Consider the following 26357-nt stretch of genomic DNA (forward strand, 5'->3'; position numbering starts at 1 on the left):
ACTCCCATGCAAGGCAGGTACGCAGGGACCATCGTCCCTCTCATCACCCCGCTCGACCCGACCGGGACCGTCGACGAGCAGAGCGTCCGCCGGCTGGTCGACCACGTGCACACCGAGGTCACGGGCCTCATGCCCGCCCTGACCTCCGGCGAGGGGTGGAAGCTCGACGCCGGGCAGTGGCGGGACATGGTGTCCCACACGGTCCGGCACTCCCGGGGCCTCCCCGTCCTCGCCGGAATCCAGCTCCCCGACACCGCCTCGGTGGTCGACCGGGCGCGCACCGCCGCCTCGATCGGCGTGGACGCGGTGGTCGTGACCACGCCCTTCGGCAAGGACGTCGGCCAGGACGCCATCGTCGACCACTACAAGGCGCTCCGCGCCGCCACCGAGGTGCCGATCTTCCTCTACAACGAGGAGGCGCTGTCGGGGAACCGCATCGAGTACGGCACCCTGCTGCGGATCTGCGCCGAGATCCCCGGGATCGCGGGGATCAAGGAGTCCAGCGGCGACGCGGCCTTCACCCGGCGGATGGCCGCCGCCGGGACCGGCATCCCGGTCTTCGAGGGCTGGGAGAACCTGCTGGCCGACGCGACCGGTGTGGACGGCTTCATCGGCCCGCTCGCCAACCTGGAACCGGGCCTGTGCAACGCCATGCTCGGCGACCCGACCCCCGCCCGGCAGGCGGAGGTCGACGCCGTCTGCGAGCGGTACGGCGTCTTCAAGGACGACTGGTACCGCTGGGTCAAGAAGGAGCTCCACCGGCGCGGGGTCATCGCCTCCCCGGCGGTCCGGGACGAGGTGGCGGCGGTATGAGCCCCACCCCGCCCGTGGCGGCCCACTCCGTGCGCGCCCCCGCCCTGGCCGCCCAGCGCGAACTGCACCGCCTCTACCGCCGGGTGCCGGACGTCGGCGACTACGCGGCGATGACCGGTATCGAGGAGAAGTGGATCCTGCCCAAGGCGCGCGCCTACGAGGCGTCCGCCCCCCGGTTCGGCTCGGCGGGCGAACTCCTCGGCGCCCTGCGGGAACTGCTCCTGGAGGAGGAGGCGTCGCTCCCCGAGAGCCACACCTTCCTCGCCGAGCACGCCACCCGCGAGCAGTTCCGTGTCGTGGTACGGGAGTTCGCGCTGGACGGCCTGACCGAGTCGGAGTCCCTGCTGCCGGTCGTCCCGCGCCTGCCGTACCGCTCGGGCATGGCCGTCTTCCGCGTCCTGATCGACGAACTGGGCTGCGGCAACGAGGACAAGGCGCACTCCCAGCTCTACCGCGACCTGCTCTCCGAGCTGGGCATGAGCCTCGAACTCGACGACTACCTCGACACGACCAGCGCGGCGGGCTTCGCCTACGTCAACATGTTCCACTGGCTCGCCGGCCGGGCCGCCTCCCCGCAGTACTTCCTCGGCGCCTACGCCTACTTCGAGTCCAGCGTCCTCTACGGCTTCCAGAGCTTCGCCCGTGCCGCTCAGCGGCTCGGCATCCGCAACGGCGGCTACTACTCCGAGCACCTCTACATCGACGAGTACCACAGCAACCACATGCGGACGGCGATCCGCGTCCTCGACCAGCCCGACCTGGCCAAGATCTGGGCGGGGGTCAGGCTGACCAGCGACATCGTCGGCGAGGCCACCGAGACCGCCATCGCCCTGGCCCAGGAGACCCCCCGGTGACGGCCGCCTCCGCCGCGGCGCGCCCCGGCCCCGGCCCGGCACCCGAGCCGACCGTCCGCCAGGTGACCGAGGACCTGGTGCTCGTCGAGATAGGGGACCGCAAGGTCCTCGCGGCCGCCCGCTGCCCCCACCGCCAGGGCAGGCTCAAGTTCGGCCGGGTCGACGGCGACCGCCTGCGGATCACCTGCCCGCTGCACTACTCCACCTTCGACCTCGCCAGCGGGGAACGGACCTCCGGGCCGGCCTGCGACACCCTGCGCGTGCTGGACGCGCTGCCGGAGCACCTCGCGGCCGCGCCCCCGCCCACCCCGGGCGACACACCCCACGGAGCCGCCTCATGACCCTCCACCCGACCGGGGCGGCGCCGCTCACCGCGGTGCCGCCCCGTGCGGAGGCCGAGCACGACGGCATCGCCCCGGTGCCCGAGTCCGACCGCACCTCCCGCACCTCCGACTTCGGCTGGATCTGGCCCTCCGCGCAGTTCTCCTTCGGCACCGTCGTGCTCGGCGCCCTGCCCGTGGTCTTCGGGCTCGGCTGGTGGGCCGCCGCGAGCGCCATCCTGGTCGGCGTCGCCGCCGGGACGGCCCTGCTCGCCCCGCTGGCCCGCTTCGGCGTCCGCACCGGCGTCAACGACCCCGTCGCCAGCGGGGCGCACTTCGGCGTGCGGGGACGCATGGTCGGCAGCGTGATCACCGTGGTGACCGCCCTCGGCTTCTTCGCCATCGCCGTGTGGACGGGCGGCACCGCGGTGATGGTCGCCTCCCACCGGCTGCTGTCCACCCCCACCGGCCCCGGAGCGCTCACCGCCGCGATGGCCGTCACCACGGCGGCCGTCGCCCTGGTCGCCGTGCGCGGCCACCAGGTGCTGCTGCGCACCTACAAGATCACCGCCCTGGCCGGGGGGACGGTCCTGCTGGCGACCGTGCTCGTGCTGGCTCCGGACTTCGACCCGGGCTACGCGGGCGGCCCGCTGGCGCTCGACAGCCCGCTGCACACCTGGCTCCTCGCCACCACCGCGGCCGCGACCGTCCCGCTCTCCTACGCCACCTTCCAGGGCGACTACACCCGCTTCATGCCGCGCCGCACCCCCACCGGCCGGCTGGTGCGCCACAGCGGCGCCGCCATGTTCCTCAGCAGCCTCGCCGCACTGCTCACCGGCGCCTATGTCACCACGCTGTTCCCGGTGCCCGAGGAACCCTGGCTCCAGGGGCTGACCGACGCGGTGCCCGGCTGGTTCGCCGTGGTGGTCGTCGTCTTCGGCTTCGCCGGGACGCTCCCGCAGGCCGGGCTGTGCCTGTACGCGGCCGGGCTCTCCGCGAACTCGGTGTTCTGGCGCACCTCCCGCACGGTCGTCACGGGCGTCGTCTCCGCGCTGGCGGCGGCGGTGCTGTACCTGGGCGCGGTGGTCTACGACGCGATGGACGCCATGGCGGCCTTCGTGACCCTGCTGCTGACCGTGGTGGCGCCCTGGGCCGCCGTGCTGTTCGTCGGCTACGCCCAGCGCCGGGGCCGCTACGACCCCGAGGCGCTGCGCACCTTCACCACCGGCGGCGGGGGCCGCTACTGGTTCACCGGCGGGGTCAACCCGCGGGCGCTCGCCGCCTTCGCCACCGGGTCCGCGGTGGGGATCCTGTGGGTCAACAGCCCGATCCACCTGGGGCCGCTCGCCTCCGCCACCGGCGGCGTGGACCTGAGCCTGCCCGCCTCCTTCACGGTCTCCGCCCTGCTGTACGCACTGCTGTGCCGGCTGAGCCCGGAGACCGGGGCGCTGCTGCCCCCGGCCGGCCCCGGGCGGGAGGGCCCCGCGGAGGTGCGCTGAGGCGGCCGGCGTCCCGGCGGGGCACCGCGCCGCCCGGGGCACCGGCCGCGCCGGACCACCACAGACGAGGAGACACAGCCATGGCCCTGCTCAGGGTGCGCTCGACCGTCCGGGAGGCCGAGGGCGTCCTCGGGCTCCTCCTCACCGACCCCGAGGGAAGGGACCTGCCCCCGTGGGAGCCCGGCGCCCACCTGGAGGTGGAGCTTCCCTCCGGGAGGGTGCGCCACTACTCCCTGTGCAGCGATCCGGCCGACCGGGGCGCCTACCGCCTCGGTGTGCTCCGCGAACGCGGCGGCCGGGGCGGCTCCGAGGAGGTCCACACCGCCGTCCGGCCCGGCACCGCACTGCGGGTGCGGGGGCCGTTCAACCGCTTCCCGCTGGTCGCCGCCGACCGCTATCTGTTCCTGGCCGGGGGGATCGGCATCACCCCTCTGCTGCCGATGGTCCGCTCGCTGCCGCCGGGCGGCTTCACACTGCTGTACGGGGGGCGCAGCCTGGCGTCGATGGCCTACCGGGAGGAGCTCGCCGGCCTGCCCGGGGCCGTGCTGGTGCCCGAGGACCGCGAGGGGCCGCTCGACCTGGACGCGGCGCTCGGCGGGCTCGCCCCGGGGACCGCCGTCTACGCCTGCGGCCCGGAGGGCCTGCTGCGCGCGGTCGCGGAGCGCTGGGGCGGGCCGCTGCACACCGAGCGCTTCGGGGCGCGGCCCGCCGCGGGCGCCGCCCCCGGCCCGGAGCCCGCCGGGCTCCCGGACCGCGGGGAGCCCGCGGAGACGGGCGAGGCCGCGGACCCGGTACCCGGCGGGGCCTTCGAGGTCGAACTCCGGCGCAGCGGCGCCGTCCTGAGGGTGCCGCCGGAGCGGAGCCTGCTGGAGGTGGTCCGCGAGGTGGTACCCCGGGTGCCCTCCTCCTGCGAGGAGGGCTGGTGCGGCACCTGCGAGACCAAGGTCCTCGGCGGTGTGCCCGAGCACCGCGACAGCGTGCTCGGGCCGGCCGAACGGGAGACCGGCGCCACGATGATGATCTGCGTGGGGCGCTCCCGGAGCCGGCGCCTCACCCTCGACCTGTGAGGGCCGGGGCACCCGCTGCCGCCGCGCGTCCGGTCCCCGCCGCGCGGGGCGGGAGCGCGGGGCCCCGAAGGCCGTGCGCGGGCCTCAGCGCGCGCCCGGGTCCACTCCCACCTGCGACCAGGCCTTGAGCACGGCGTCGTGCTCCTCGCCCCGGCCGTAGCGCTCCGCGGCGGCGGCCGCCGTCAGCCGGGCGAAGGCGGCGAAGTCCGCGTCCCGGTGCAGCCTCCCCCCGGTCAGCACGTCGAGCCAGATCCGTCCCGCCCGCTCCCATGCCGGGCCGCCGAGCCGGGTGGCCAGCAGGTAGAAGGCGTGGTTGGGAATGCCCGAGTTGATGTGCACACCGCCGTTGTCACGAGGGGTGCGCACATAGCCGGCCATGGTCGCCGGCTGCGGATCGGCGCCGAGGAGCGCGTCGTCGTAGGCGGTCCCCGGAGCCCGCAGCGAGCGCAGGGCCGCGCCCGGCACCCGCGGCCCGAGCAGCCCGGCGCCCACGAGCCAGTCGGCCTCCTCGGCGCCCTGGCCGAGCACGCGCTGCTTGACCAGGCTGCCGACGACGTCGGAGACGGACTCGTTCAGGGCACCGGGCTGCCCGAAGTGCGCGAGTCCGGCGCTGTGCTGCGTCAGCCCGTGGGCCAGCTCGTGGGCGATCACGTCCACGGCGGCCGTGAAGTCGCCGAACACCTCGCCGTCGCCGTCGCCGAGGACCAGCCGCCGGCCGTCCCAGAAGGCGTTGGCATAGCCCTCGCCGTAGTGGACGCTCGCCTCCAGGGGCAGGCCCGCCCCGTCCAGGGAGCGGCGCCCGTAGACCTCGTGCAGCAGCGCGGCGGTGGCCCCCAGCCCCGCATGGACGCGGTTGACGCAGGCGTCCGCGACGGGCTCCCCGCCCTCGGAGCGCACCCGCACGCCCGGCAGCAGGGTGCGGTTGCCCGCGTCGTACAGCGTGCGGCGGGCGGTGCCGCCGTCCCCGCCGTCCCCGGCATCCCCGCCGTCCCCGCCGTCCCCGGCGGCGCGGGCCCGGTGCGCGGGGTCGAGGCGCCGCGCGGTGCGCAGCCGGGCGTCGGTCTCCAGGGTGCGGCGCGCGGCCTCGGCGGGCGCCGCACCGCCGGAGCGGGCGAGCCGTTCGAGGAGATGGGGCGGCACGATGCCGCAGGGGGCGGGGAGGGCGTGGTCCATCCGGGCAATGTCGCAGAGGGTGTCCGGGTGATGGCGCCCTGCCACTCCGGAGCTGCTGCGATGGGGTGATCCGCGGCATATGCCTGTTCCCGGCCGGTCGTCCCGCATACTGAAACGGGATCCGCGTCGGTGCCGAAGCTCGGCTAGGCTGCTCCGCATCATGCGTTTCGGGCTGCTTCTCCTTAGCTGCCGCGGCGAGGGTCCCCTGTCGTAGGCCGACCCCCTCCCCGCGGAGTCTGGTGCTGCGTGCGACCCGGTCGGCCCTACCCCCGCAGGATCCCGAGGAGCCCTACGCCATGACGCAGTCGCAGTGGATCGGCCGCCCCACGCCGATCACCAACACGACGCACAGCCAGAAGCCGTCCGGTATGCCGATCCACCGCTACGGCCGCTACGAGGCCGTCGACATCCCGGACCGCACCTGGCCCGAGAAGCGGATCACCCGGGCTCCCCGCTGGCTCTCCACCGACCTGCGCGACGGCAACCAGGCGCTGATCGACCCCATGAGCCCGGCCCGCAAGCGGGAGATGTTCGACCTGCTGGTGCGCATGGGCTACAAGGAGATCGAGGTCGGCTTCCCGTCCTCCGGCGACACCGACTTCGCCTTCGTGCGCTCGATCATCGAGGAGGGCGCGATCCCCGACGACGTGACCATCTCGGTGCTGACCCAGGCCCGCGAGGACCTGATCGAGCGCACGGTGGAATCGCTGGTCGGGGCGAAGCGCGCCACCGTCCACCTGTACAACGCCACCGCCCCCGTCTTCCGCCGGGTGGTCTTCCGCGGGTCGAAGGAGGACATCCGCCGGATCGCCGTCGACGGCACCCGCCTGGTGATGGAGTACGCGGAGAAGCTGCTGGGCGACGACACCGTCTTCGGCTACCAGTACAGCCCGGAGATTTTCACCGACACCGAGCTGGACTTCGCCCTGGAGGTCTGCGAGGCCGTCTGCGACGTGTGGCAGCCCGGCCCGGGCCGGGAGATCATCCTCAACCTGCCGGCCACGGTGGAGCGTTCGACGCCCTCCACGCATGCCGACCGCTTCGAGTGGATGTCCCGCAAACTGACCCGCAGGGAGCACGTCTGCCTGTCGGTCCACCCGCACAACGACCGCGGTACCGCGGTGGCCGCCGCCGAGCTGGCGATCATGGCGGGCGCGGACCGCATCGAGGGCTGCCTGTTCGGCCAGGGCGAGCGCACCGGCAACGTGGACCTGGTGACGCTGGGCATGAACCTGTTCTCGCAGGGGGTGGACCCGCAGATCGACTTCTCCCAGATCGACGACATCCGCCGCACCAGCGAGTACTGCAACCAGATGGAGGTCCACCCGCGCCACCCCTACGCGGGCGACCTGGTCTACACGGCCTTCTCCGGCTCCCACCAGGACGCCATCAAGAAGGGCTTCGACGCGATGGAGGCCGACGCGGCCGCTGCCGGGAAGAGCGTCGACGCGATCGAGTGGGCCGTGCCCTACCTGCCCATCGACCCCAAGGACGTCGGGCGCTCCTACGAGGCCGTCATCCGGGTCAACTCCCAGTCCGGCAAGGGCGGTATCGCCTACGTCCTGAAGAACGACCACAAGCTGGACCTGCCGCGCCGGATGCAGATCGAGTTCTCGCGGATCATCCAGGCCAAGACCGACAGCGAGGGTGGCGAGGTCACCCCGGCGCAGATCTGGTCCGCCTTCCAGGACGAGTACCTGCCCAACCCGGAGAACCCGTGGGGGCGCATCCGGATCCGCTCGGGTCAGACCACCACCGACACCGACGGTGTGGACACGCTGACGGTCGAGGCGGTCGTGGACGGCACCGAGACCGTGCTGACCGGAACCGGAAACGGCCCGATCTCGGCGTTCTTCGAGGCGCTGAACGCGATCGGAGTGGATGTGCGCCTGCTGGACTACCAGGAGCACACCCTGAGCGAGGGCGCCTCCGCGCAGGCCGCCTCCTACATCGAGTGCGCCATCGACGGCAAGGTGCTGTGGGGCATCGGCATCGACGCCAACACCACCCGGGCCTCCCTGAAGGCCGTCGTCTCGGCGGTCAACCGCGCCGCTCGCTGACCCGGCCCCCGGCAGGGGGACGTGCCGCGCCGGCGCGTCCCCCCTTGCCGCCGCCGGAGGAGCGCATCCTTTCGGCCACCTGGCACCGCGCCCCCCGGCGGTGCGCCCGCCACTGTTGCTCGTGTTGGGAGGTTTGGGCGATTTATGTGTATTGCCGTTCAATCCGGCTAGCACGTATCTTGCCTGGCGGGCCGGGACCTCAGTTCGAGGCTCTCATGTGCACTTTCAAGGGGGAGACGCGCATGTACCAGGTCTTAGCCGCGGCACGGGCAGACTTACCCCGTCGGCGGCCGCGAGGAGGCGGCCCCGAGGTGGCCCGGCCCCGCCGCTTATCCGCCTCCGCACGCGCCACCGCGGACCGGGCCGCCCGGTACCGGGACCGAGGGGGCCGGACATGACCTCCGAGGAGAGCTCCCCCGCCCCCGGCGGTGCACCACCGCTCCGCATCGAACTGCTGGGCCCCGTCCGCGCATGGCGCCAGGGCCGGGAGATCCCCCTCGGGCCCCCGAAGCAGCGCGCCGTACTCTGCCTCCTCGCCTGCCGCGCCGACGAGTTCGTGGCCGTGGAGACCATCGTGGACGCCCTGTGGGGGAGCGACGTCCCCCAGACCGCCGTCAACGGCGTCCACACCTACGTGGCCGGACTGCGCCGGGTGCTCGAACCCGGCCGGGGGCGGCGCGAGGGCGGCGCCCTGCTCACCTCCGAGTCCGGCGGCTACCGGCTGCGGATCGACGCGGGCGAGGTGGACGCCGTCCTGTTCGCACAGCACCGGACCACCGCGCGGCGCCTGCGCGGCGACGGGGACCTCGACGGCGCGCTGCGGTGGCACGAGGCCGCGCTCGGCCTGTGGCACGGGGCGGCCTACTCCGGGGTCCCGGGCCCCTTCGCCGCCCGGGAGCGGCGGCGCCTGGCCGACCTGCGGCTCACCACGGTGGAGGAGTGGGCCGAGGACCTGCTGGAGGCCGGACGCCACGGCGAGGCCGTCACGGAGCTGTTCGAGGCCGTCGCCGAGGAACCGCTGCGCGAGCGGCTGCGCTGGCTGCTGATGCTGGGGCTGTACCGCAGCGGCCGCCAGGCCCACGCCCTCGCGGTCTACGCCGAGACCCGGCGGATGATGAGCCGGGAACTCGGCATAGAGCCCGGCTTCGAACTGCGCACCCTGCACCAGCAGATCCTTGCCGGCTCCCCGGAACTGGCCCCGTCGGGCGGTCCGTCCGGCGCTCCGGCGGCCACCGCGACGGGTGCCCCGCAGGAGGCGCCGAGGCCCCCGGCCGACGCCCGAAGGGCCCCCGCCGCGGACCGGGAGGGGCCGTCCGCACCCCTCGCCGCCGGTATGCCCCGGCCCCTTCAGCTCCCCCCGCTGGCCCGGGGCTTCGTCGGACGGGAGGCGGAGCTGTCCTGGCTGGAGGGGCGGCTGCGGGACACGGCGTCCGCACAGGGCTCCGCCACGCCGATCGCCGTGGTCGACGGCCCCGCGGGTGTGGGCAAGTCGGCGTTCGTGCTGAAACTGGCCCACCGGCTCCTCGACCGCTATCCCGACGGACAGCTGTACGTGGACCTCGACGCTCCGCCCGACCCGTGGGAGGGGCATCCGCCGCGGTGCGCCTCGGAGGCGCTGCGCCGCCTCCTCGGCACCCTGGGCGTCGAGCCCGCACGGATCCCGCCGGACCTGGCCAGCCGCGCCGCCCTCTACCGCAGCGTGCTGTCCGGGCGGCGGATGCTCGTCGTGCTCGACGGGGTCGCGGAGGCCGACCAGCTGCGCCCGCTCGTCCCCCGGGGCTCCTCCTGCGTGCTGGCCACCAGCCGCGAACGGCTGACCGGACTGGCCGTCAGGGACGGCGCACACATGATCACCCTCGGGCCGCTCTCCGACAGCGAGTCCGCGCAGCTGCTGCGCAGCCTGACCCGCAGCGGGCTGGTGGAGGGGCAGGCGGCGACCTCCCGGCTGGTGCGCCTGTGCAAGGGGCTGCCCATGCCGCTGCGGGAGGCCGCCGTCCGCCTGGACACGGCCCTCGACCCGCCCGACCCCGGCGGGCCGGAACGCGCCCTGGGGCTGGCCGGCCACGGCTTCCCGCCGTGACACCGGCACCGGACGGCGTCAGGCCGGCATGTCGTCCGGGCCGGTCGGCATGGTCCGCAGTCGGCCCACCGGCGAGAGGACGATGGGGACCAGCATCAGGGCGGAGAGCACCCCCGCCACCCACAGCGCCTCGCGCAGGCCCACCACACCGGCCAGCACACCGCCGACCGGCCCGCCGAGCGCGCCGCCGCCGTACAGCAGCATCCGCATCGCGGCCGTCATCCGGCCCATCAGGTGCTGCGGGGTGATGGCCTGGCGGAGGCTCACGATCAGCACGTTGGAGACACTGCCGCCCAGGTACTCGAGGAAGAACGAGGCCACGAACAGCGACATCAGCAGCCACTGCGGACCACCCGCGGCGGGCACCAGCAGCGGTCCCAGGAAGATCACCGACACCGAGACCCGGTAGGCCGTGCCCACGCTCAGCCGGCGCACCACCGTGGAGGCGATCACCGCGCCCAGCAGCCCGCCGACGGCGGCCGCGCCCATGACGAAGCCGACGGCCGCCGCGGACAGGCCCCGCTCCCGCACCGCGTACAGCAGGAACAGCGACTGCACCATCGTCAGGAAGAAGTTGCACGAGCAGCCCACCAGGCCCATCGCGCGCAGCCACCGGTTGCCGAAGACCCATCGCAGGCCCTCGGCGAGCTCGGTGCGCAGCCGCCGCGTCGTCTCCCGTGCGGGAGGCGGCGGCTCCGGTGCCCGGATGACCAGCAGCGAGACGACGGACACCGCGTACGAGAAGGCGTTGGCGACCATCGCGAAGGGCGCCGACACCGCGCTGACCAGGGCGCCCGCGATGCCGGGCCCGGCCACGTCCGCGGACGAGAGGGTCGCGTTGAGCTTGGTGTTCGCCTCCAGCAGGCTGCGCCGGTCCTTCACCAGGATCGGCACGTACGACATCCAGCTGACGTCGAACAGCACGGTCGCCACACCGACGCCGAAGGCCAGCGCGTACAGCATCGGCAGGGTCAGCAGGTCGAACTGGTACAGCAGGGGCACCAGGCCGATCAAAACCAGCCGGGAGAGGTTCGCCCCCAGCATCACCGGGCGCTTGCGGACCCGGTCCACCCACACCCCGAACAGCAGCGCCAGGCCGAGGAACGGCACCAGCTGCGCGAAGCGCAGCAGGCCCAGCTGCTCCGGACCCACCTCGAAGACCAGCACGGCCGTCAGCGGCAGGGCCAGCGCGGTGATCTGCGTCCCGTAGACGGACAGGGCCTCGCCCACCCAGAACACCATGAAGTCGCGGTTGCGCCACAGACGGGGCGGTGGGGCGTCCCGGCGCTCCGCGGGGGCGCCCACCGTCCCCGCCGTGTCGCCGCTCACCGGGCCGCCCCGGCTTCCAGCGCCGCGGAGACCACCGCGCCGATCTCCCCCAGACCGGGCTCCCGCCAGATCGAGTGGTGGTCACCGGTCACGACGTGGGAGGACAGCCGCGGCAGGAACGGCTTCCACTCCATCAGCGCGTGGTTCGACTCCGCGGCCCGGATCAGCACCGCGGGCCCGTCGTGCACGGAGGCCACGGTGTGCGCGTACATCGCCGTGACATGGGCCCGGAAGAGCGCGAACCGCTCCAGCAGGAACTCGGCGTCGAACTCCTCGGGAACGGCACCGGACGCCTCCACGGCCGCCAGCCGCTCGGCCGGACCGGCCGCCGGTCCGAGACCGTCGAGCACCGCGTCGAGAGCGGGCGCCTCACCGGTGGCCGAACCGAGCATGCCGCTCATCACACCGAGGAAGTCGTGCAGGAAGTAGCGCACCATCTCGTTCTCGGGCGGCAGGGCGATCTGCTGCCGCAGGGCCGCGTCGATGACGACGACCAGCGGCACCTCCCGCCCGGCAGCCGTGAGCAGCCGCGCCGTCTCGTAGGCGAGCACGCCGCCGAGGGACCAGCCCAGCAGCAGGAAGGGGCCCTCGGGCCGGGCGTCGAGGAGCGTGGCGGCATGGCGCTCCGCCAGTTCCGCGATCGATCCCGCGGGCTCCGACTCGCCGTCGAACCCCGGGGCCTCCAGCCCGAAGGCCGGACGCCGCGGGTCGAGGGCGTTCACCAGACCCGAGTAGCAGTAGGGGGATCCGGACACCGGGTGGATGCAGTAGAGGGGGGCCAGGTCTCCGGTGTCCCTGAGGGGGACGAGGCTGTCCGCAGTGGGCGCGGTCACGGTGTCCGTTCTCCGTTCGGGGGCGTTCGCGCCGCCGACAGCTGCCGGTCCACGGCCGACGCGATGGCGGCGACCGTGTTCCCGCCGTACAGCAGGCGCACGTTGACTTTGATGCCGAAGTGCTTGTTGATCCGGGTGACCGCACGCACGGCCTGGAGCGAGTTGCCGCCCGAGGCGAAGAAGTCGCTGTCGGCGCCGAACCGCGGGGCGGGCAGCACCTCGGAGAGGATCTCGGCGATCTTCCGCTCGGTCGCCGTGGACGGCGGAACGACGCCCGCCGCCTCCGCCGCGGCACCGCCGCCGGGCTCCCCGTCCTCCGGCGCGGGCAGCGCCCGCCGGTCCACCTTGCCGTTCGGGGTGAGCGGCAGACGGTCCAGCACCAGCACCGCACCCGGCACCATGAACGGCGGGAGGAGTCCCGCGGCGTGCTCCCGCAGCTCGGCGGGCGCCGGGGACCGCCCGGGCACGGGCACCGCGTACCCGACCAGGCGCCGCGTCCCCGCCGCGTCCTCGCGGGCGGCGACGACCGCCTCCCGGACCGCCTCGTGACCGCGCAGGGCGGCCTCGATGTCGCCCAGCTCGATCCGCAGCCCGTTCAGCTTGACCTGGAAGTCCGAGCGTCCGAGCAGCTCGATCAGCCCGTCGTGGCCGAAGCGGGCGATGTCCCCCGTGCGGTACAGGCGCTCGCCCGCCACCTCGCCGAAGGACCAGTCGAAGAACCGCTCGGCGGTACGCTCCGGCTGGTCCAGGTACCCGCGCGCCAGGCCGTCGCCCGCCAGATGGAGCTCCCCCGGCACACCGGGCGGCACGGGCCGCGACTCCGCGTCGAGGATGTAGGTCCGCTGGTTGGCCATGGGGCGGCCGTAGGGGATGCTCGTCCACCGTGGAGAGGTCTCGGCCACCTCGTACAGCGTGGAGTGGATGGACGCCTCGGTGGCGCCGCCGAGGGCGACGAAGCGCAGCCCGGGTGCCAGCCTTCGGACCCGGTCGGGCAGGGACACGGGGATCCAGTCCCCGCCCAGCAGGGCGAGACGCAGACTGCCCGGGGCCGCCGCGCCCGTGACCTCCAGATGGTCGACGGCCAGCTCCAGCAGTGCGGGCGCCGAGTTCCACACGGTGATCCGGTGGGCGGCGAGCAGCTCCGCCCAGTGCCCCGGGTCCCTGGTCCGCGCCGGGTCGGGCACCACCACCGTGCCTCCGGCGGCGGTGAGCCCGAGGAACTCGTAGACCGACATGTCGAAGCTGGGCGAGGACAGCGCCAGCACCCGGTCCTCGGGGCCCACGCCGAAGCGGGTGTTGAGGTCCGCGATGTTGTTCACCACCCCGCGGTGCCGCAGGGCGATGGGCTTGGGGGCGCCGGTGGAGCCGGAGGTGTGGATGACGTACGCCAGGTCGTCCGGTCCCGCACCGCCCTCGGGGGCGTGCGCGGGCAGCGCGTCGAGGGCCGCCCCGTCCCGGTCCAGGAGCACCAGCTCCGGCCCCGCCTCCCCGGCTCCCCGTGCGGCGGGCAGGTTCCCCGCCAGGTCCCCGCGGCTGACGACGACCGAGCAGGAGCTGCCGGCCACCATGGCCGCCAGCCGTGCGCCGGGGTAGTCGGGGTCGAGGGGCACATAGGCGCCGCCCGCCTTCAGCACCCCGAGCACGGCCACCAGCAGGTCGGTGGAGCGGTCCAGGCAGACGCCGACGCGGGCGTCCGGCCCGATCCCGAGCCCGCGCAGACGGTGGGCGAGGCGGTTGGCCGCCGTGTCGATCTCGTCGTAGCCGTGCTCCCGGCCGCCCTCGATCACGGCGGGTGCCTTCGGCGAGAGCAGCGCCCGCTGCTCGAACGCCGTGTGCAGGCAGCTGTCGCGGGGAAGGGCCGCGGCCGTGTCGTTCCACTCGACGAGGATCCGGTGGAGCTCGTCCGGGCCCAGCAGCCGCAGGCCGGTCACGGGGGTGTCCGGACGGGCGAGGGCGTCGTGGAGCAGCGTGCGGTAGGAGCCGAGCAGCCGGCGGGCGGTGGCGGCGTCGAAGAGCCGGGCGTCGTAGCGCAGCTCGACGGTGCGCCGCGGTTCCGGCGAGGGCGCGCACGGGTGCAGCACCAGCTCGAACTCGTCCGCGGAGTGCGGCTGCCCGGCGTCCGGCCCGTCCTGCACCTCGTTCCCGGAGGCGGGGCCGGCGGGCGTCGCGGCGCGTGCCAGGTCGGCGGCGGTCGTGCCGGAGGCCACCCGGTGGTGCAGGCGGACGCGCGCCGCCCGCGATCCGGTGCGGGCGCTCCAGGCGAACGCGTCCTGCTGGGTGAAGCGGTGCAGCACGGCGGCGAACGCGCCCAGCAGCGCCGGGTCCTCCGCCGCGGCGGAGGACCCCTCCAGCACCAGGCGCTCGCAGGCGGGCGGTGCGGGCGGCAGGCCGGGCTGGCGGGGCCGGTCGGCGGGCAGGAGCGCGGGCGGCGCCGCGGGGAGCGGCGGCGGAGTGGTGTGCGCGGTCAATGCCTCTCTCCTGAGCGCTCAGGGGCCACCGCGGTGCGGGCGGTGGGCCAGAAGGGCAGCGGGTGGGCGCGGCAGAGCGCGGCGACCTCCCGGCGGACCGCGTCGCGGACCCCGGGGTCGACGCGGTGCTCCGTGTCGCCGAGGACGGTGGTGGCGCCGAGCACCCGGTCCATCAGCTCCGCGCAGCGCGGCATCTCGTCCGGCCCGATGCCCCGCTGGGCCAGGATGTTCGTTCCCAGGCGCAGCCCGCTGGTGACGAGCGGCGGCCTGGTGTCCGACGGGATGCGGTTGCGGTTGGCCAGGATCGCGCACTCCTCCAGCGCGCGCTCCGCGACCACCCCGCTCATCCCGCGGGCCCCCATGTCCAGCAGCACCATGTGGTTGTCGGTCCCCCCGGTCAGCACCCGGTGGCCGCGCAGGGCGAGCGCGGCCGCGAGCGCCGAGGCGTCCTCGACCACCAGCCGCATGGCCTCCTTGAAGGCCGGCTCCGCGACCAGGGCGAGTGCCCGTGCCTTGGCGGCGATCGCCGCCGGGGCCGGGGTGCCCTGCGACTGGGGGAAGACCGCCCGCTGCACCAGCCGCTCCAGCGGGGTGCGTCCGTCCGGGCCCGGGGTGCGGTGCTCGGCCCCGCTGAGGATCAGCCCGCCCCGGGGGCCGCCCAGCTGCTTGTACGTGCTGGTGGTGGTGAGGTGGGCGACATCCACCGGGCTGGGGTGCTCGCCGGCCGCCACCAGCCCCGCGATGTGCGAGATGTCCGCCACCAGGTAGGCGCCCACCTCGTCGGCGATGCTCCGGAAGCGCTCGAAGTCGAGCCGCCGCGGATAGGCGCTGGCCCCGGCGATCAGCACCTGCGGCCGGTGCCGGTGGGCCAGTTCGGCCACCGCGCCGTAGTCGACGAGCCCCGCGGCGTCCAGCCCGTAGTGCACGGCCCGGTAGTGGCGCCCGGTGACCGAGGCCGGGGAGCCGTGGGTGAGATGCCCGCCCGAGTCCAGGTCGAGGGCGAGCAGTGTCCCCCCGGGGGCCAGCAGGGCCGCCAGCACCGCCTGGTTCGCCGAGGAGCAGGAGTGCGGCTGGACGTTGGCGTACGCGGCGCCGAAGGCGTGCCGGGCGCGTTCGGCGGCCAGCCGCTCCACGGCGTCGAACCGCGCGGCCCCCGGGTGGTACCGGGCGCCGGGGTAGCCCTCCGCCGTCACGTTGGAGAGCGCGGCGCCGCCCGCGGCCAGCACCGCGGGGTCCGCGACACTGGCCGAGGCCACCATGGCGAGGGTGTGCGTCTGCTCGTCCGCCTCCGCGTCGAGCAGCCGGGCCAGTTCCGGGTCCGACTCCTCCAGCAGGGCGGCGCCCCGGCGCAGCAGCCGGTGCTGCGCGCCCTCGCGCCCGGCGCCGGGGCCCCCCGAGGGGGCCCCGGCCCGCAGGGCCTCGGTCACCGGGCGCCCGCCGTCCCGGCGGCCTTCTCCGCCACCAGGGCGTCGATCGCCTCGGCGATGGTGGCGATGGTGGCGCTGCCGTACAGCAGGCGGACGTTGACCTTCACCTTGAAGTGCTTGTTCAGACGGCTCACCACCCGCATCGCCTGGAGCGAGTTGCCGCCGAGGCCGAAGAAGTCGCCCGCGGTGCCGATCTCACCGCGCTTGAGCACCGCCTCGAAGGCCTCCACGACCTTCTCCTCGGTGGGCGTGGCGGGCGCGACGTAGGAGCCGCCCCCGCCCTCCGCACCCGCCGGGGCGGGCAGGGCGGCCCGGTCGATCTTGCGGGCCGGTGTGAGCGGGAACTCCGGCAGCTCCACCCAGGCCGTGGGCACCATGTACTCGGGCATGGTGCGGCCCAGGTGCTCCCGCAGCTCGGCCACCGCCGGGGACTCCTCGCCGAGCACCGTGTAGTAGGCCACGAGCTGCTTCTCGCCCCCGTCCTCGCGCAGCAGGACCAGCGCCATCCGCACCTTGGGGTGGGTCAGCAGCCCCGACTCGATCTCGCCGAGTTCGATCCGCAGACCGCGCAGCTTCACCTGGTTGTCCAGGCGGCCGATGAAGTCGATCTGCAGGTCGGGGGTCCAGCGCACCAGGTCGCCGGTCCGGTAGACCCGCCCGGTCTCCTGGAAGGGGTCCGGGACGAACTTCTCGTCGGTCATCTCGGGGAGGTTGAGGTAGCCGCGGGCCAGGCCCTCGTCACCGCCGATCAGCAGCTCGCCCGGCACGCCGACGGGCACCAGGTTGAACTCCCTGTCCACCACGTAGTGCAGGCGGCCGAACTCGGGACGGCCGATGGGCGGCGAGGAGCGCCACTCCTTGTGCTCGCACAGGTACTCGGTCGTGGCGATGGACGCCTCGGTGGGCCCGTAGAGGTTCACGAACATCCGGCCCGGCTGGTTCCACTTGTTGACCAGCTCGGCGGGCAGGGCCTCGGCGCCGCCCATGATGTGCTTCAGGTCCGGGTAGGGGCCGGCCTCGACCACCGAGAGGATCGCCGGCGACAGCCCCGCGTAGGTCACCCGCTGCCCGCGCATCAGCGCGGCCAGGGACTCGGGGGAGGAGGCGTCCTCGGGCGCCACCAGCACCATGGCCGAGCCGCTGATCAGACCCGCGAAGATCTCGCCCTGGGACATGTCGAAGGTCAGCGCGGGGAGCTGGAGCAGCCGGTCCCGGTGGCCCCACTCGCCGAAGGAGCGCCGGTACGCCTCGATGAAGATCCGCAGGCCCCGCTGCTCGATCATCACGCCCTTGGGGCGGCCGGTCGACCCGGAGGTGTAGAGCACGTACACCAGCGAGGTGGGCGTCGCCCACTCCTCCAGCGGCTCGTCGCTGTGCAGGGCCTCGACGGCGTCCCACTCGGTGTCGACCAGGAACCGCTCCCAGCCGCAGGAGTCGGGGAAGTCCTTCACCGAGGACCGCGTGATGACCAGCGGCGAGGCGGTGTCCCGCAGCATGTGGTCCAGCCGCGCGTTGGGGTGCGAGGGGTCCAGCAGGGTGTACGCCGCGCCGGAGACCATCACGCCCAGGACGGACACCAGCGCGTCCAGGTCGCGGTCCATGGCGATGGCCACGACCTGCTCCGGCTTCACCCCGCGGGAGCGGATGTAGCGGGCCAGCGCGGTGGCGCGGCGCATCAGCTCGCCGTAGGTCATCTCCACGCCGCGGCACACCGCCGCCACGAGGTCCGGGTGTTCCCCGGCGATCCGCGCGATGGTGGCGTGGACCGGCTCGGAGGGGAAGTCGAAGTCCGCCCCGCGGCCCGCCTCGAGCAGCGCGGTGCGCTCCTCCCCGGTGAGCAGCGGCAGCTGGGTGACCGGGGTGTCGGGCGCCGCGGCCGCCGCGCCGAGCACCGTCCGGATGTGCCCGACGAGGGCCTCGATCCGCCAGCGGTCGTACAGGTCGGTGGCGTACTCGACGATCAGGCGCAGCCGCCCGGTGCCCTCGATGAAGGTGAACGACAGGTCGAACCGGGACTGCCCGCCCGCCACCGTGATGGTCTCCGACGCGAGCCCCGCCAGCGCCAGGGCGTCGCCGGAGGTCGTCTCGCCGAGCAGCTGGCAGGCGATCTGGAAGAGGGGGTTGCGGCCCGCGTCGCGGGCCGGCTGCACACGGTCGACGACCTGGTCGAAGGGCACGTCCTGGTTGTCGTACATGTCCAGGTTGGCGTCGGCGATCCGCTCGATCAGCTCGGCGAAGGTGATGCCGCCGGACAGGTCCGAGCGCAGCACCGTCATGTTGATGAACAGGCCGACGACGTCTTCCAGTTCGGGCTCGGTGCGGCCCAGCATGGGCACGCCGAGCGCGATGTCCTCCCGCCCGCTGTAGCGGCTGAGGACCACGTTCACCGCGGCCGCCGCCACCATGTAGAGCGAGGCGCCCTGCTGCTGGGCCAGGGCCCGTGCCTGCGTGAGGAGTTCCGGCGGGAACTCCACCACGAAGGTCTCGCCGCTGTGCGTCGGCTGCGCCGGGCGCAGCCGGTCCGCCGGCAGTTCCAGGGCCTCCAGGCCCGCCAGCCGCTCGGCCCAGAAGTCCAGTTCGGTCTCCCAGACGTTCTCGGCGCGCTGCTGCCGCTGGCGCCGGATGTGGTCCAGGTAGCCGGCCTCGGGCTCCGGCAGGGCGGGGGTGCGCCCGGCGGCGAGCTCCCGGTACGCCTCCGCGATCTCCCGGTTGATCACTCCGCCGGACCAGCCGTCCGTGACGATGTGGTGGAAGCTGGTGCAGAGCACATGGTGGTCGTCGCCCAGGCGCAGCAGGCGGAAGCGCCGGATCGGGCCCGCCGACAGGTCGAAGGGGGTGTCGCCCTCGGCCTGGAGCGCCTCGCGGAGCGCGGCCTCGGGGTCGTCCGCGCCCGCCAGGTCCTCGACGGCCAGCGGTGTGTCCTCGGCGGGGGCGACGACCTGGTAGGGGACGCCGTCCGCCTGGTGGAAGGTCACCCGCAGCTGGTCGTGGCGCGCGACCAGCAGGTTGAGGGCGCCTTCCAGGGCCGGGACGTCCAGGGACCCGCGCAGGCGGTACGCGGAGGTGACGTTGTAGGTGGTGGTCCCCGGGTTCATCTGGTCCAGGAACCACAGCTGCTCCTGCCCGAAGGAGAGGGGCATGCGGTCCTCGGCGGCGTCCAGGGTGCTCATCGTTGCGGGACTCCATTCGGCTGTCGCGGGGTGGTCACTCGGTGGGGCGCCCGACCGCCCGGGCGCGGGGCCCGGACGGAGGGAGGGGGCGGGAGCCGGGGACGGCGGGGCCGGGCCGGCCGGGGGTCAGGAGGGCGGGGGCGGGCCGGTCGGTGCCTCGGGGCCGGGGGCCGCGCCGGGACCGGCTCCCCCCGGGGGTCTGAGGACCCTCTCCACCCGCCGCAGGCCCTCGGCCACGGCCTCCGGTTCCCGGGCGAAGCAGATCCGGAACCCGTCCCGTGCGCCGAGCGTCTCGCCGGGCATCAGCAGCACGCCCAGGTCGAGGGCGCGGCGGCACATCGCCAGCGGCCGCTCGCCGGTGGTGAGCCAGAGCCAGGCGAAGGGGGTGCCCTGCGGTTCCACGAGCCGCACCGCGTCGGCGTTGCGCTCGGCGAAGCCGCGCACCAGGGCCAGGCCCTGGCCGGTCAGCTCCCGGTAGGCGGCCAGGTGCCGCTCCCGCTCGTCCAGCACCGTGCAGGCGAGCTCCTCGCACAGCACGGAGTTGGAGATGGTGGCGAGGAACTTGCTCCGCGCACAGGCGTCGACGAGGGCCCGCGGCCCGTACATCCAGCCGACCCGCAGCCCGGGGAAGCCGTAGACCTTGGACAGGCTCGACACCGAGACCACCCGCTCCGCTCCGACGGCGAAGGACGCGGAGAGGCCGAGCGCGTACTCCTCGTCGAGCAGCAGGTAGGCGTCGGTCCGCGCGGCCAGGGCCGCCAGCCTGCGCAGGTCGGCCCCGGCGATGTGGCGACCGGTGGGGTTGCACGGGCTGTTGACGACGATCAGCCTCAGGTCGGGACCGGCGACCCGCTCCGCCGCCTCCACGTCGAAGGTGAGGTCGGGCCGGTAGCCGACGAGCTCGACCCGGCAGCCGAGTTCGGAGGGGACGTCCCAGGACTGCTGCCAGCCGGGACGGAAGGTGACGACCTGGGAGCCCGGCGTCAGCAGGGTCGTGTACACCAGGTGCAGCGCCTGCTGGGCGCCCTGGGTGACCAGCACGGAGCCGGGGTCGCCGCCGTAGAGCGCGGCCACCCTCCCGCGCAGGCCCGGGATACCGCGGTCGTGGCCGTAGTCCAGCTCCAGCCCGGGCGGCACGGTGAGCTCGTCGAACCGGACGGGGCGCATGTTGCTGTCCCCGAGGTCGATGTCGAAGCGCCCGGCGGCGTCCTCGAACACCCAGGTGCGTATGGGGTAGTCGTGGTCCTCGCCGGTGCCTGCGGCAGCCGCGGGCGCGCTCACCGCGAGCCCTCCGCCGCGGTCAGCCGGGCGAGCCGGGCGCGCAGGGCCGGCGCGAGGACCCCGGACGCCACCTGCTCGGCGGTCCCGGTCATGGTGACCGCGCCGTCGGCGGCGAGGCCGATGTGCACACTGCCGCCCGGCATCCGCACCTCCACGCGGTCGCCGCACAGGCCCCGCTCGCGCGCGGCGGAGGCGGCGGCGCAGGCGCTGCTGCCCGAGGCGGTGACGTACCCGGCGCCGCGCTCGAAGACCTCGATCTCCAGCACGTCCGGTCCGGCCGCCCGCATGAACTGCACGTTGGTGGCCTCGGGGAAGCGGTCGTGCCGGGCGATCGCCGGACCGAGGCGCCGGGCCAGCTCCGCGGTCGGGCGCTCCACCGGGACCACGGTGTGCGGGTTGCCGTTGTGCACGCAGGTGACGTGCAGGACCTCGTCGCCCACCGACAGCGGCACGTCGACCGCGCGGCCGGAGAGAGGCTTGCCGTCCTCGTCGGTGAGCGGGAGGTCGGCGGCGTCGAAGCTCGGACGCCCCATGCCCACCCGGACCCGTCCGGCGGCCGCGTCGGTGATCCGCACGGGGCTGTCCCCGGCGAGGGTGCGCACCGTGAACCCCTCGCCCCCGCCCCAGGTGCCCGGCTCCTGCTCGGCGAGGTGGAGGGCGAACATCCGCAGCCCGTTGCCGCTGCGCCCGCACACCGAGCCGTCCGGGTTGTACATCGCCAGGCGGACCGGCGCACCGGGGGAGAAGGGCTCCAGGGGGCCGTGCAGCACCCCGTCCGCGCCGACGCCCAGGTGCCGGTCGCAGAGCAGCCGGACGGTCTCGGGGGTGACGGCGACGCCGGTGTGGCGGGGGTCGATCACCAGGTAGTCGTTGCCCGCTGCCTGGTACTTGAAGAAATCGGTCATGGACCCGTCCTGTCAGGCGGCGGGTGCGGTCCGCCCCGGGCGGCGTGCGCCGCGGGGCGGACCGCACCGGGAGTCGCTACTGCTCGGCGAGTGCGGCGGCGTCGTGCTCCTCGCCGTACCACTTCTCCGCCCAGCGGGAGAAGGCGATGATGACGATGTCCCGGTGGCCGGGGCCGCCGTCCGCGGAGAGCACGTCGGTCACGTCGTGCGCCAGCGCCCGGTCGTCCAGGACGACCGCCTGCCCGGGCTCCAGGGTGCCGGTCCAGAAGGGCTCGTCCGCCCCCGGGTTCCACAGCCGCGTCGTCCCGCCGGCGGCGTTCACCTTGTTGAGGATCCCGATCATGACGAACTCGTGGCCGTCGTGGTGCACGCCCTCGGGCGTCAGCGGGCCGGGCCGGTCGCCGTCGGCGCGTGTCCGGTTCTGGTGGACGTTGATCTGCCAGTCCTCCGACCGGTCCAGGCCCAGCTCGGTGATACCGGCCCGGATCAGCGGGGTGAAGTCGACCTTGATCGGCTCGTAGACGCGGCGGATGCCGCCGCCGACCGAGTTGAACTTCCGGTAGGTCGTGTAGTCGCGGTGCGGGAGCCGCTCGAACGACCACGCGTCGGTGCCCTCCGGCCGGAGCCGGTACTGCGAGAACCGCTTGAAGCGGGTGCCGTTGCCCATGTACTCGTCGACGGGGCAGTCGTCGTAGCTGGGCAGGATGTCCGGTGCTGTGTCCGGCAGGTCGATGATGCTGAAGCCTTGGCTGCCGAGCGGCATGGCGTGTCTCCTCCAGAGCCGGGTGGACGAAAGGGTCAGGCGGCGGCCGACGGCATACGCTCGTCGAGGTATGCGGCCGAGGAGTTGAGACGCCACAGCACACCGCGCGCGATCGCGCGCCGCATGGCGGGGGACTCGGCGGCGGGCAGCACCACGTTGTGGAACCAGCCCTGCGCGTGCTGGGAGTCGATGGTGATGTGCAGCCGGTGGTAGGTGATGCCCACGTCCGGCAGGCCCAGCCGCTCCCAGGCGTGCACGACCTGGACGAACCGGTCGGGTGCCATCCACTCGGTCATGCCCAGGAAGCCCACGGACTCCCCGTACAGGGCGCGGTAGCGGGCGAGCAGCACGGCGAGGTTGCCGTTGAGCAGGGAGGTGGCGCTCAGCGAGCGCTCCAGCTCCTCCTCCGGGATCTCGAAGACCTCGAAGATCTTGTTGAAGAGGTGGGTGTGGACCTCGGCGGGATCGCCGTTGCCCATCTCGTCCCAGAAGTTGGAGGCGATCTCCAGCTTGGCGGCCCCGGCGGTGCCCACCTGCATCATCGCGAGCAGGTCGTCGAAGCGGCCGTCCACGACCGACTCCTGCATCACGTAGTTGCGGAGGTCGTTCTCGGTGGCATCGTTGCGGATGAACTCGTGGTAATAGGGGTGCTTGTACACCCGGTGGTTGCGCGCGGTCTGCTTGAGCCAGGAGAGGTACCGGCGCGGCTCGGAGGGCAGCTCGTCGAGCAGGCCGGGCTCGACGAGCGCGTCCTGGGCCTGCGAGGTGGCCGTCTCCAGCATCCGTCCGATCTCGTGGACGACGACCGAGCCCTCGGCGCTCTCCTGCTCCGGGAGCTTGGTGTGCAGTCGGTAGACGCGGTCCAGCAGGAACTGCTGCGCGTAGAGCGCCTGCCGGTCACCGGCGGCGGCTGCGTCGTTGATCCCCGCGACCCTGCTCAGCACGCGTTCCCGCTCGCTGCCGGAAAGAGCCGCGTCCACCTTCTCCGGGGAGGAGGCGAACCATGCGGTGATCTCGTCGACCGTGGACAGGAAGGGGTCGGTGGGTACGGGGGCGGCTTCGGAACGTCCGGCTGTGAGCATGTGCTTCCTTTTGGGGTTCACGTGGGGTCACAGGGGTGGATCACTTGCCGTGTGCATGGGTGTGCAGGGCGGTACGTCCTCGCGGCGGGCACGGGCAGGGGCAAGCCCCGACCGGTACGGCGGGCGTCACGGGACGACCGGTGCGCGGGCGGACGTGCCGCTGGTTCGGCCCGCCGCCGGGCGTGTGCCTCCCGCCGCGGTCGTTCGGGTGGCCGGGAGGCGGGAGCCGCGGTCCGCTGTCGGCGGGCTCACGCCATTCTGCGGCGCTCCTCTGGGCGCGCTCTGTATACCGTCTGGATACGGGGAGGTCCGGCGCCGGCCGTCGGTCCCGCCGGCCCGCCGGCCGTCGGTCCCGCCCGCCGCGCCGGCCCCGGGAGCGGCTGCGGGGCGCGTACGGCGGGTGCCACCCCGGCCGGGCGCGCCGCGGCCCTCGCCCGACCGGGTGGTCCGGGGGAGCGGTGGCCGGTTCCGTTCGGTCCGGGCCGCCGGACGGCCGCCCGCGGGGCGGGCGGACGGCCCTCGGGATCCGGCCACCTCCGGGACCGCCTCCCGCGGAGGTGCTGACGCGACATCAACGGTGTGGTTAACATCACGTCCACGCGGCAATGTTGCCGCAGCATGACGGAGGTGTGACGTGCTGCAAGCCCGGGGACTGTTCGGCCGGAATGCGCGGGTCTGCGGTATCCGCACGTCATGGACCACGATCGGGGACGGGGAGTTCTTCTGCCCCGGGTGCGGAGGGGACCGCAACTACCGGCACCGCACCGGCCGCCGCCGCTTCACCCTGCTCGGGGTGCCCCTGCTGGGCCGGGGGGCCGCCGGACCGGTGGTCGAGTGCGCGGCCTGCCGCACCCGTTTCGGCCCCGAGGCGCTCGACCAGCCGACGACGGCGCGCTTCTCGGCCATGCTCAAGGACGCCGTGCACACGGTCGCGCTGGCCGTTCTGGTCTCGGGAGGCACCTCCTCGCGCGCGGTGCGCAGGACCGCCGTGCACACGGTGCGTGCCGCCGGGCTCGCGGACTGCACGGAGGACCAGCTCACCTCGCTGATCGAGGCGCTCGCCGCCGACACGGGGCGCTATGTCGCGGACACCACCCCCTACGGTGCGGCGCTCGCCATCGAGCTGCACGAGGCCCTGGAGCCCCTGGCGCCGCACCTCGCCCCCGCCGGGCGGGAGTCGATCGTCCTCCAGGGGGCCCGTATCGCCCTGGCCGACGGCCCGTACACGCAGGCCGAGCGTGAGGTCCTGGCGACCGTCGGCGTGGCGCTGCGGCTGTCCGAGGACGCGACCGCCCGCCTGCTGGAGACGGCCCGCACCCCTTCCTGACCGGTCCGCCTCCCCGGCCGTGGGCCGCGGAGGCCGTGCGGGCGGCGGGGCGGGCGGCGGGGCGCGGTTCCCGGCCGCCCGCCCGCCCGTCGTCTCAGGCGCCGCTGGCGCGGAGCATGTCCTCGCGTTCGACGATCTTCACGCGCTCCCGGCCCTGGGGCTCGCCCAGCGCCTTCTCCGCGGCGTCCAGCCGGTACCAGCCCTCCCAGGTGGTCCAGCGCACGTCCTTGCCGGAGAGGAAGGCGTCCACGGCCTCGGGCTCCGGGGACCCGGGGGTCTGCAGCCGGCCGGCCGCGTGGTCCTGGAGGAGGTTGGCGATCGCCTCGTTGGCGTCGCCCTTGGTGTGGCCGATGAGGCCCACCGGGCCGCGGCGGATCCAGCCCGTCACATAGGTGGAGTCCAGGTGCTCCCCCGACTCCTCGATGACCCGGCCGCCCTCGTCCGGGACGGTGCCCGTGGCCACGTCCCAGGGCAGCTTGGGCAGTTCGTCGGAGAGGTAGCCCACGGCCCGGTAGACCGCCGAGACGTCCCAGTCGGTGAACGCGCCGGTGCCCTCGACGTTTCCGGTGCCGTCCAGAGCCGTGCGCTCGGTGCGCAGCCCCACGACCCTGCCGTCCTCGCCGAGGATCTCCGTCGGGGACTCGAAGAAGTGCAGGAAGAGCTTGTGCGGGCGGTCGCCCGTGTCGCGGATCGCCCAGTTCTCCAGGGTCTTGGCGACCATGTCCGCCTGCTTGTTGGAGCGGCGGGTCTCGATCGAGCCCTTGTCGTAGTCGATGTCCTCGGGGTCGACGATGACCTCGATGGTGGGGGAGTGGTCCAGCTCGCGGAGTTCCATGGGGCTGAACTTCGCCTGTGCCGGGCCCCGGCGCCCGAAGACGTGGATCTCCTTGGCGCGGTTGGCCCTGAGTCCGTCGTAGACGTTCGGGGGGATCTCCGTCGGCAGCAGCTCGTCGGCCGTCTTGGCGAGGATGCGGGCGATGTCCAGGGCCACGTTGCCGACGCCGAGCACGGCGACCTTCTCGGCCTCCAGGGGCCAGGTGCGGGGCCAGTCCGGGTGGCCGTCGTACCAGGCCACGAAGTCGGCGGCGCCGTAGGAGCCGTCCAGCTCGATGCCCGGCACGTCGAGTGCCCGGTCGGCCGTGGCGCCGGTGGAGAAGACCACGGCGTCGTAGAAGGTGCGCAGGTCGTCGAGGGTGATGTCCCGCCCGTAGTCGACGTTGCCGAAGAGGCGGATCTGCGGCTTGTCGAGCACCTGGTGCAGGGCGGTGATGATGCCCTTGATCCGCGGGTGGTCGGGTGCGACGCCGTAGCGGATCAGCCCGAAAGGCGCCGGCATCCGCTCGAAGAGGTCGATCGACACGCCGGGCTCGGCGGCGGCCGCCTCGGACTTCAGCAGCGCATCGGCGGCGTAGATCCCGGCGGGGCCGGCTCCGACAATGGCTACCCGCAGGGGGCGGGGCATGGCAGGTTCCCTTCGAGCGGCGACAGGAGGCTCGACGGCAACCCTAAACAAAGGCAAGCCTAAGTCAGTACCCGGTCCCACTCTATGAGCTCATAAGGTGATCTTATGGCAACCCAAAGGGATGCTTGATGGGTGCCCTCCGGGGGTTCCGGTAGGGCGGCGCCCTCCGGTCCGCACGTCGGCTCCCCCCGGGGCGAACGGCCCCTGGCGGCCCCGGCGGAGCGGCTTCACGGGCCATGGCGGGGGGCGTCCGTCCCGGTGGGTGCGGCCCGCCCCCGGCCCCGCGGTGTGCATGTGCCGCAGGCACACCTGGCCTCAGCGTACTCGCGCAGTGTTACGCATGTCACACGAAACGTGAATCCGGGAGGGGCCGGGAAACAATGACGCGCGATGCGGAGGACGCGGACGCGCGAGCGTGCGTGCGCAGGATGCGGAGGACGCCGT

The 26357-nt window shown here is 73.9% G+C and carries 19 protein-coding genes; 8 read left to right on the forward strand and 11 right to left on the reverse strand.

What is annotated here, in order from left to right:
* Positions 1-6 precede the first annotated feature (6 nt).
* The 5 genes from ACGF15_RS22250 (at position 7) to ACGF15_RS22270 (ending at position 4553) form a co-directional block, all read left to right on the forward strand.
* Complete coding sequence (locus ACGF15_RS22250) at positions 7-813, forward strand: dihydrodipicolinate synthase family protein (protein ID WP_345610458.1); 807 nt, start codon at positions 7-9, stop codon at positions 811-813.
* Positions 810-1667 carry an iron-containing redox enzyme family protein gene (locus tag ACGF15_RS22255; protein ID WP_392801305.1) on the forward strand — a complete coding sequence of 286 codons (858 nt, stop codon included), beginning with the start codon at positions 810-812 and terminating at the stop codon, positions 1665-1667. The genes ACGF15_RS22250 and ACGF15_RS22255 overlap by 4 nt, the downstream gene beginning before the upstream one ends.
* Positions 1664-2008, forward strand: a complete 345-nt coding sequence (locus ACGF15_RS22260) for a Rieske (2Fe-2S) protein (protein WP_345610451.1) — start codon at positions 1664-1666, stop codon at positions 2006-2008. The genes ACGF15_RS22255 and ACGF15_RS22260 overlap by 4 nt, the downstream gene beginning before the upstream one ends.
* Positions 2005-3486, forward strand: coding sequence for a purine-cytosine permease family protein (locus ACGF15_RS22265; protein WP_392801308.1), 1482 nt, complete (start codon positions 2005-2007; stop codon positions 3484-3486). The genes ACGF15_RS22260 and ACGF15_RS22265 overlap by 4 nt, the downstream gene beginning before the upstream one ends.
* Before the next feature lie 80 nt (positions 3487-3566).
* Positions 3567-4553: a PDR/VanB family oxidoreductase gene (locus ACGF15_RS22270; protein ID WP_392801311.1), complete on the forward strand. Its 987-nt coding sequence runs from the start codon at positions 3567-3569 to the stop codon at positions 4551-4553.
* 84 nt (positions 4554-4637) lie between these two features.
* Here ACGF15_RS22270 and ACGF15_RS22275 read toward each other — a convergent pair whose 3' ends face one another.
* Positions 4638-5726 (reverse strand): M4 family metallopeptidase, encoded by a 1089-nt coding sequence (locus tag ACGF15_RS22275; protein WP_392801314.1) that lies wholly within the window; start codon positions 5724-5726, stop codon positions 4638-4640.
* Between the two features lie 296 nt (positions 5727-6022).
* Here ACGF15_RS22275 and leuA point away from each other — a divergent pair, with 296 nt between their 5' ends.
* Together leuA and ACGF15_RS22285 are read left to right on the forward strand one after the other, a co-directional pair.
* Positions 6023-7786 (forward strand): 2-isopropylmalate synthase, encoded by a 1764-nt coding sequence (gene leuA, locus ACGF15_RS22280; protein WP_345610432.1) that lies wholly within the window; start codon positions 6023-6025, stop codon positions 7784-7786.
* Positions 7787-8180: 394 nt separating this feature from the next.
* On the forward strand, positions 8181-9866 hold the full coding sequence (locus tag ACGF15_RS22285) for a BTAD domain-containing putative transcriptional regulator (RefSeq protein WP_345610429.1): 1686 nt from the start codon (positions 8181-8183) through the stop codon (positions 9864-9866).
* Between the two features lie 18 nt (positions 9867-9884).
* Here ACGF15_RS22285 and ACGF15_RS22290 read toward each other — a convergent pair whose 3' ends face one another.
* The 9 genes from ACGF15_RS22290 to ACGF15_RS22330 all read right to left on the reverse strand — a co-directional run bounded on the left by ACGF15_RS22290 (position 9885) and on the right by ACGF15_RS22330 (position 23124).
* Positions 9885-11195: an MFS transporter gene (locus ACGF15_RS22290; protein ID WP_345610427.1), complete on the reverse strand. Its 1311-nt coding sequence runs from the start codon at positions 11193-11195 to the stop codon at positions 9885-9887.
* Complete coding sequence (locus ACGF15_RS22295; protein ID WP_345610425.1) at positions 11192-12028, reverse strand: alpha/beta fold hydrolase; 837 nt, start codon at positions 12026-12028, stop codon at positions 11192-11194. Before ACGF15_RS22295 ends, ACGF15_RS22290 begins: the two co-directional genes overlap by 4 nt.
* On the reverse strand, positions 12025-14496 hold the full coding sequence (locus ACGF15_RS22300; RefSeq protein ID WP_392801319.1) for an amino acid adenylation domain-containing protein: 2472 nt from the start codon (positions 14494-14496) through the stop codon (positions 12025-12027). The genes ACGF15_RS22295 and ACGF15_RS22300 overlap by 4 nt, the downstream gene beginning before the upstream one ends.
* The gene (glyA, locus tag ACGF15_RS22305) at positions 14493-15848 is read right to left on the reverse strand and encodes a serine hydroxymethyltransferase (RefSeq protein ID WP_392801642.1); all 1356 of its coding nucleotides are present in this window, start codon (positions 15846-15848) and stop codon (positions 14493-14495) included. The genes ACGF15_RS22300 and glyA overlap by 4 nt, the downstream gene beginning before the upstream one ends.
* A 71-nt stretch (positions 15849-15919) precedes the next feature.
* On the reverse strand, positions 15920-19093 hold the full coding sequence (locus tag ACGF15_RS22310; protein ID WP_362615155.1) for an amino acid adenylation domain-containing protein: 3174 nt from the start codon (positions 19091-19093) through the stop codon (positions 15920-15922).
* A gap of 126 nt (positions 19094-19219) precedes the next feature.
* Positions 19220-20374 (reverse strand): pyridoxal phosphate-dependent aminotransferase, encoded by a 1155-nt coding sequence (locus ACGF15_RS22315; protein WP_362615158.1) that lies wholly within the window; start codon positions 20372-20374, stop codon positions 19220-19222.
* Positions 20371-21279, reverse strand: coding sequence for a diaminopimelate epimerase (gene dapF, locus ACGF15_RS22320; protein WP_362615160.1), 909 nt, complete (start codon positions 21277-21279; stop codon positions 20371-20373). Before dapF ends, ACGF15_RS22315 begins: the two co-directional genes overlap by 4 nt.
* 76 nt (positions 21280-21355) lie before the next feature.
* Positions 21356-22042 (reverse strand): 2OG-Fe dioxygenase family protein, encoded by a 687-nt coding sequence (locus ACGF15_RS22325; RefSeq protein ID WP_362615163.1) that lies wholly within the window; start codon positions 22040-22042, stop codon positions 21356-21358.
* A gap of 35 nt (positions 22043-22077) precedes the next feature.
* On the reverse strand, positions 22078-23124 hold the full coding sequence (locus ACGF15_RS22330) for an iron-containing redox enzyme family protein (protein ID WP_345610408.1): 1047 nt from the start codon (positions 23122-23124) through the stop codon (positions 22078-22080).
* 634 nt (positions 23125-23758) lie between these two features.
* On the opposite strand from ACGF15_RS22330, the gene ACGF15_RS22335 reads away from it, so the two are divergent.
* Positions 23759-24451 (forward strand): TerB family tellurite resistance protein, encoded by a 693-nt coding sequence (locus ACGF15_RS22335; RefSeq protein WP_345610406.1) that lies wholly within the window; start codon positions 23759-23761, stop codon positions 24449-24451.
* 94 nt (positions 24452-24545) lie between these two features.
* Here the strand turns inward: ACGF15_RS22335 and ACGF15_RS22340 are convergent, their stop codons facing one another.
* Entirely contained in the window at positions 24546-25913 is a 1368-nt protein-coding gene (locus ACGF15_RS22340) for an FAD-dependent oxidoreductase (protein ID WP_362615643.1), read from the reverse strand.
* Between the last annotated feature and the right edge of the window lie 444 nt (positions 25914-26357).

The sequence above is a fragment of the Streptomyces sp. NPDC048001 genome (assembly GCF_043203115.1).
In the GTDB taxonomy this organism is placed as follows: domain Bacteria; phylum Actinomycetota; class Actinomycetes; order Streptomycetales; family Streptomycetaceae; genus Streptomyces; species Streptomyces sanyensis.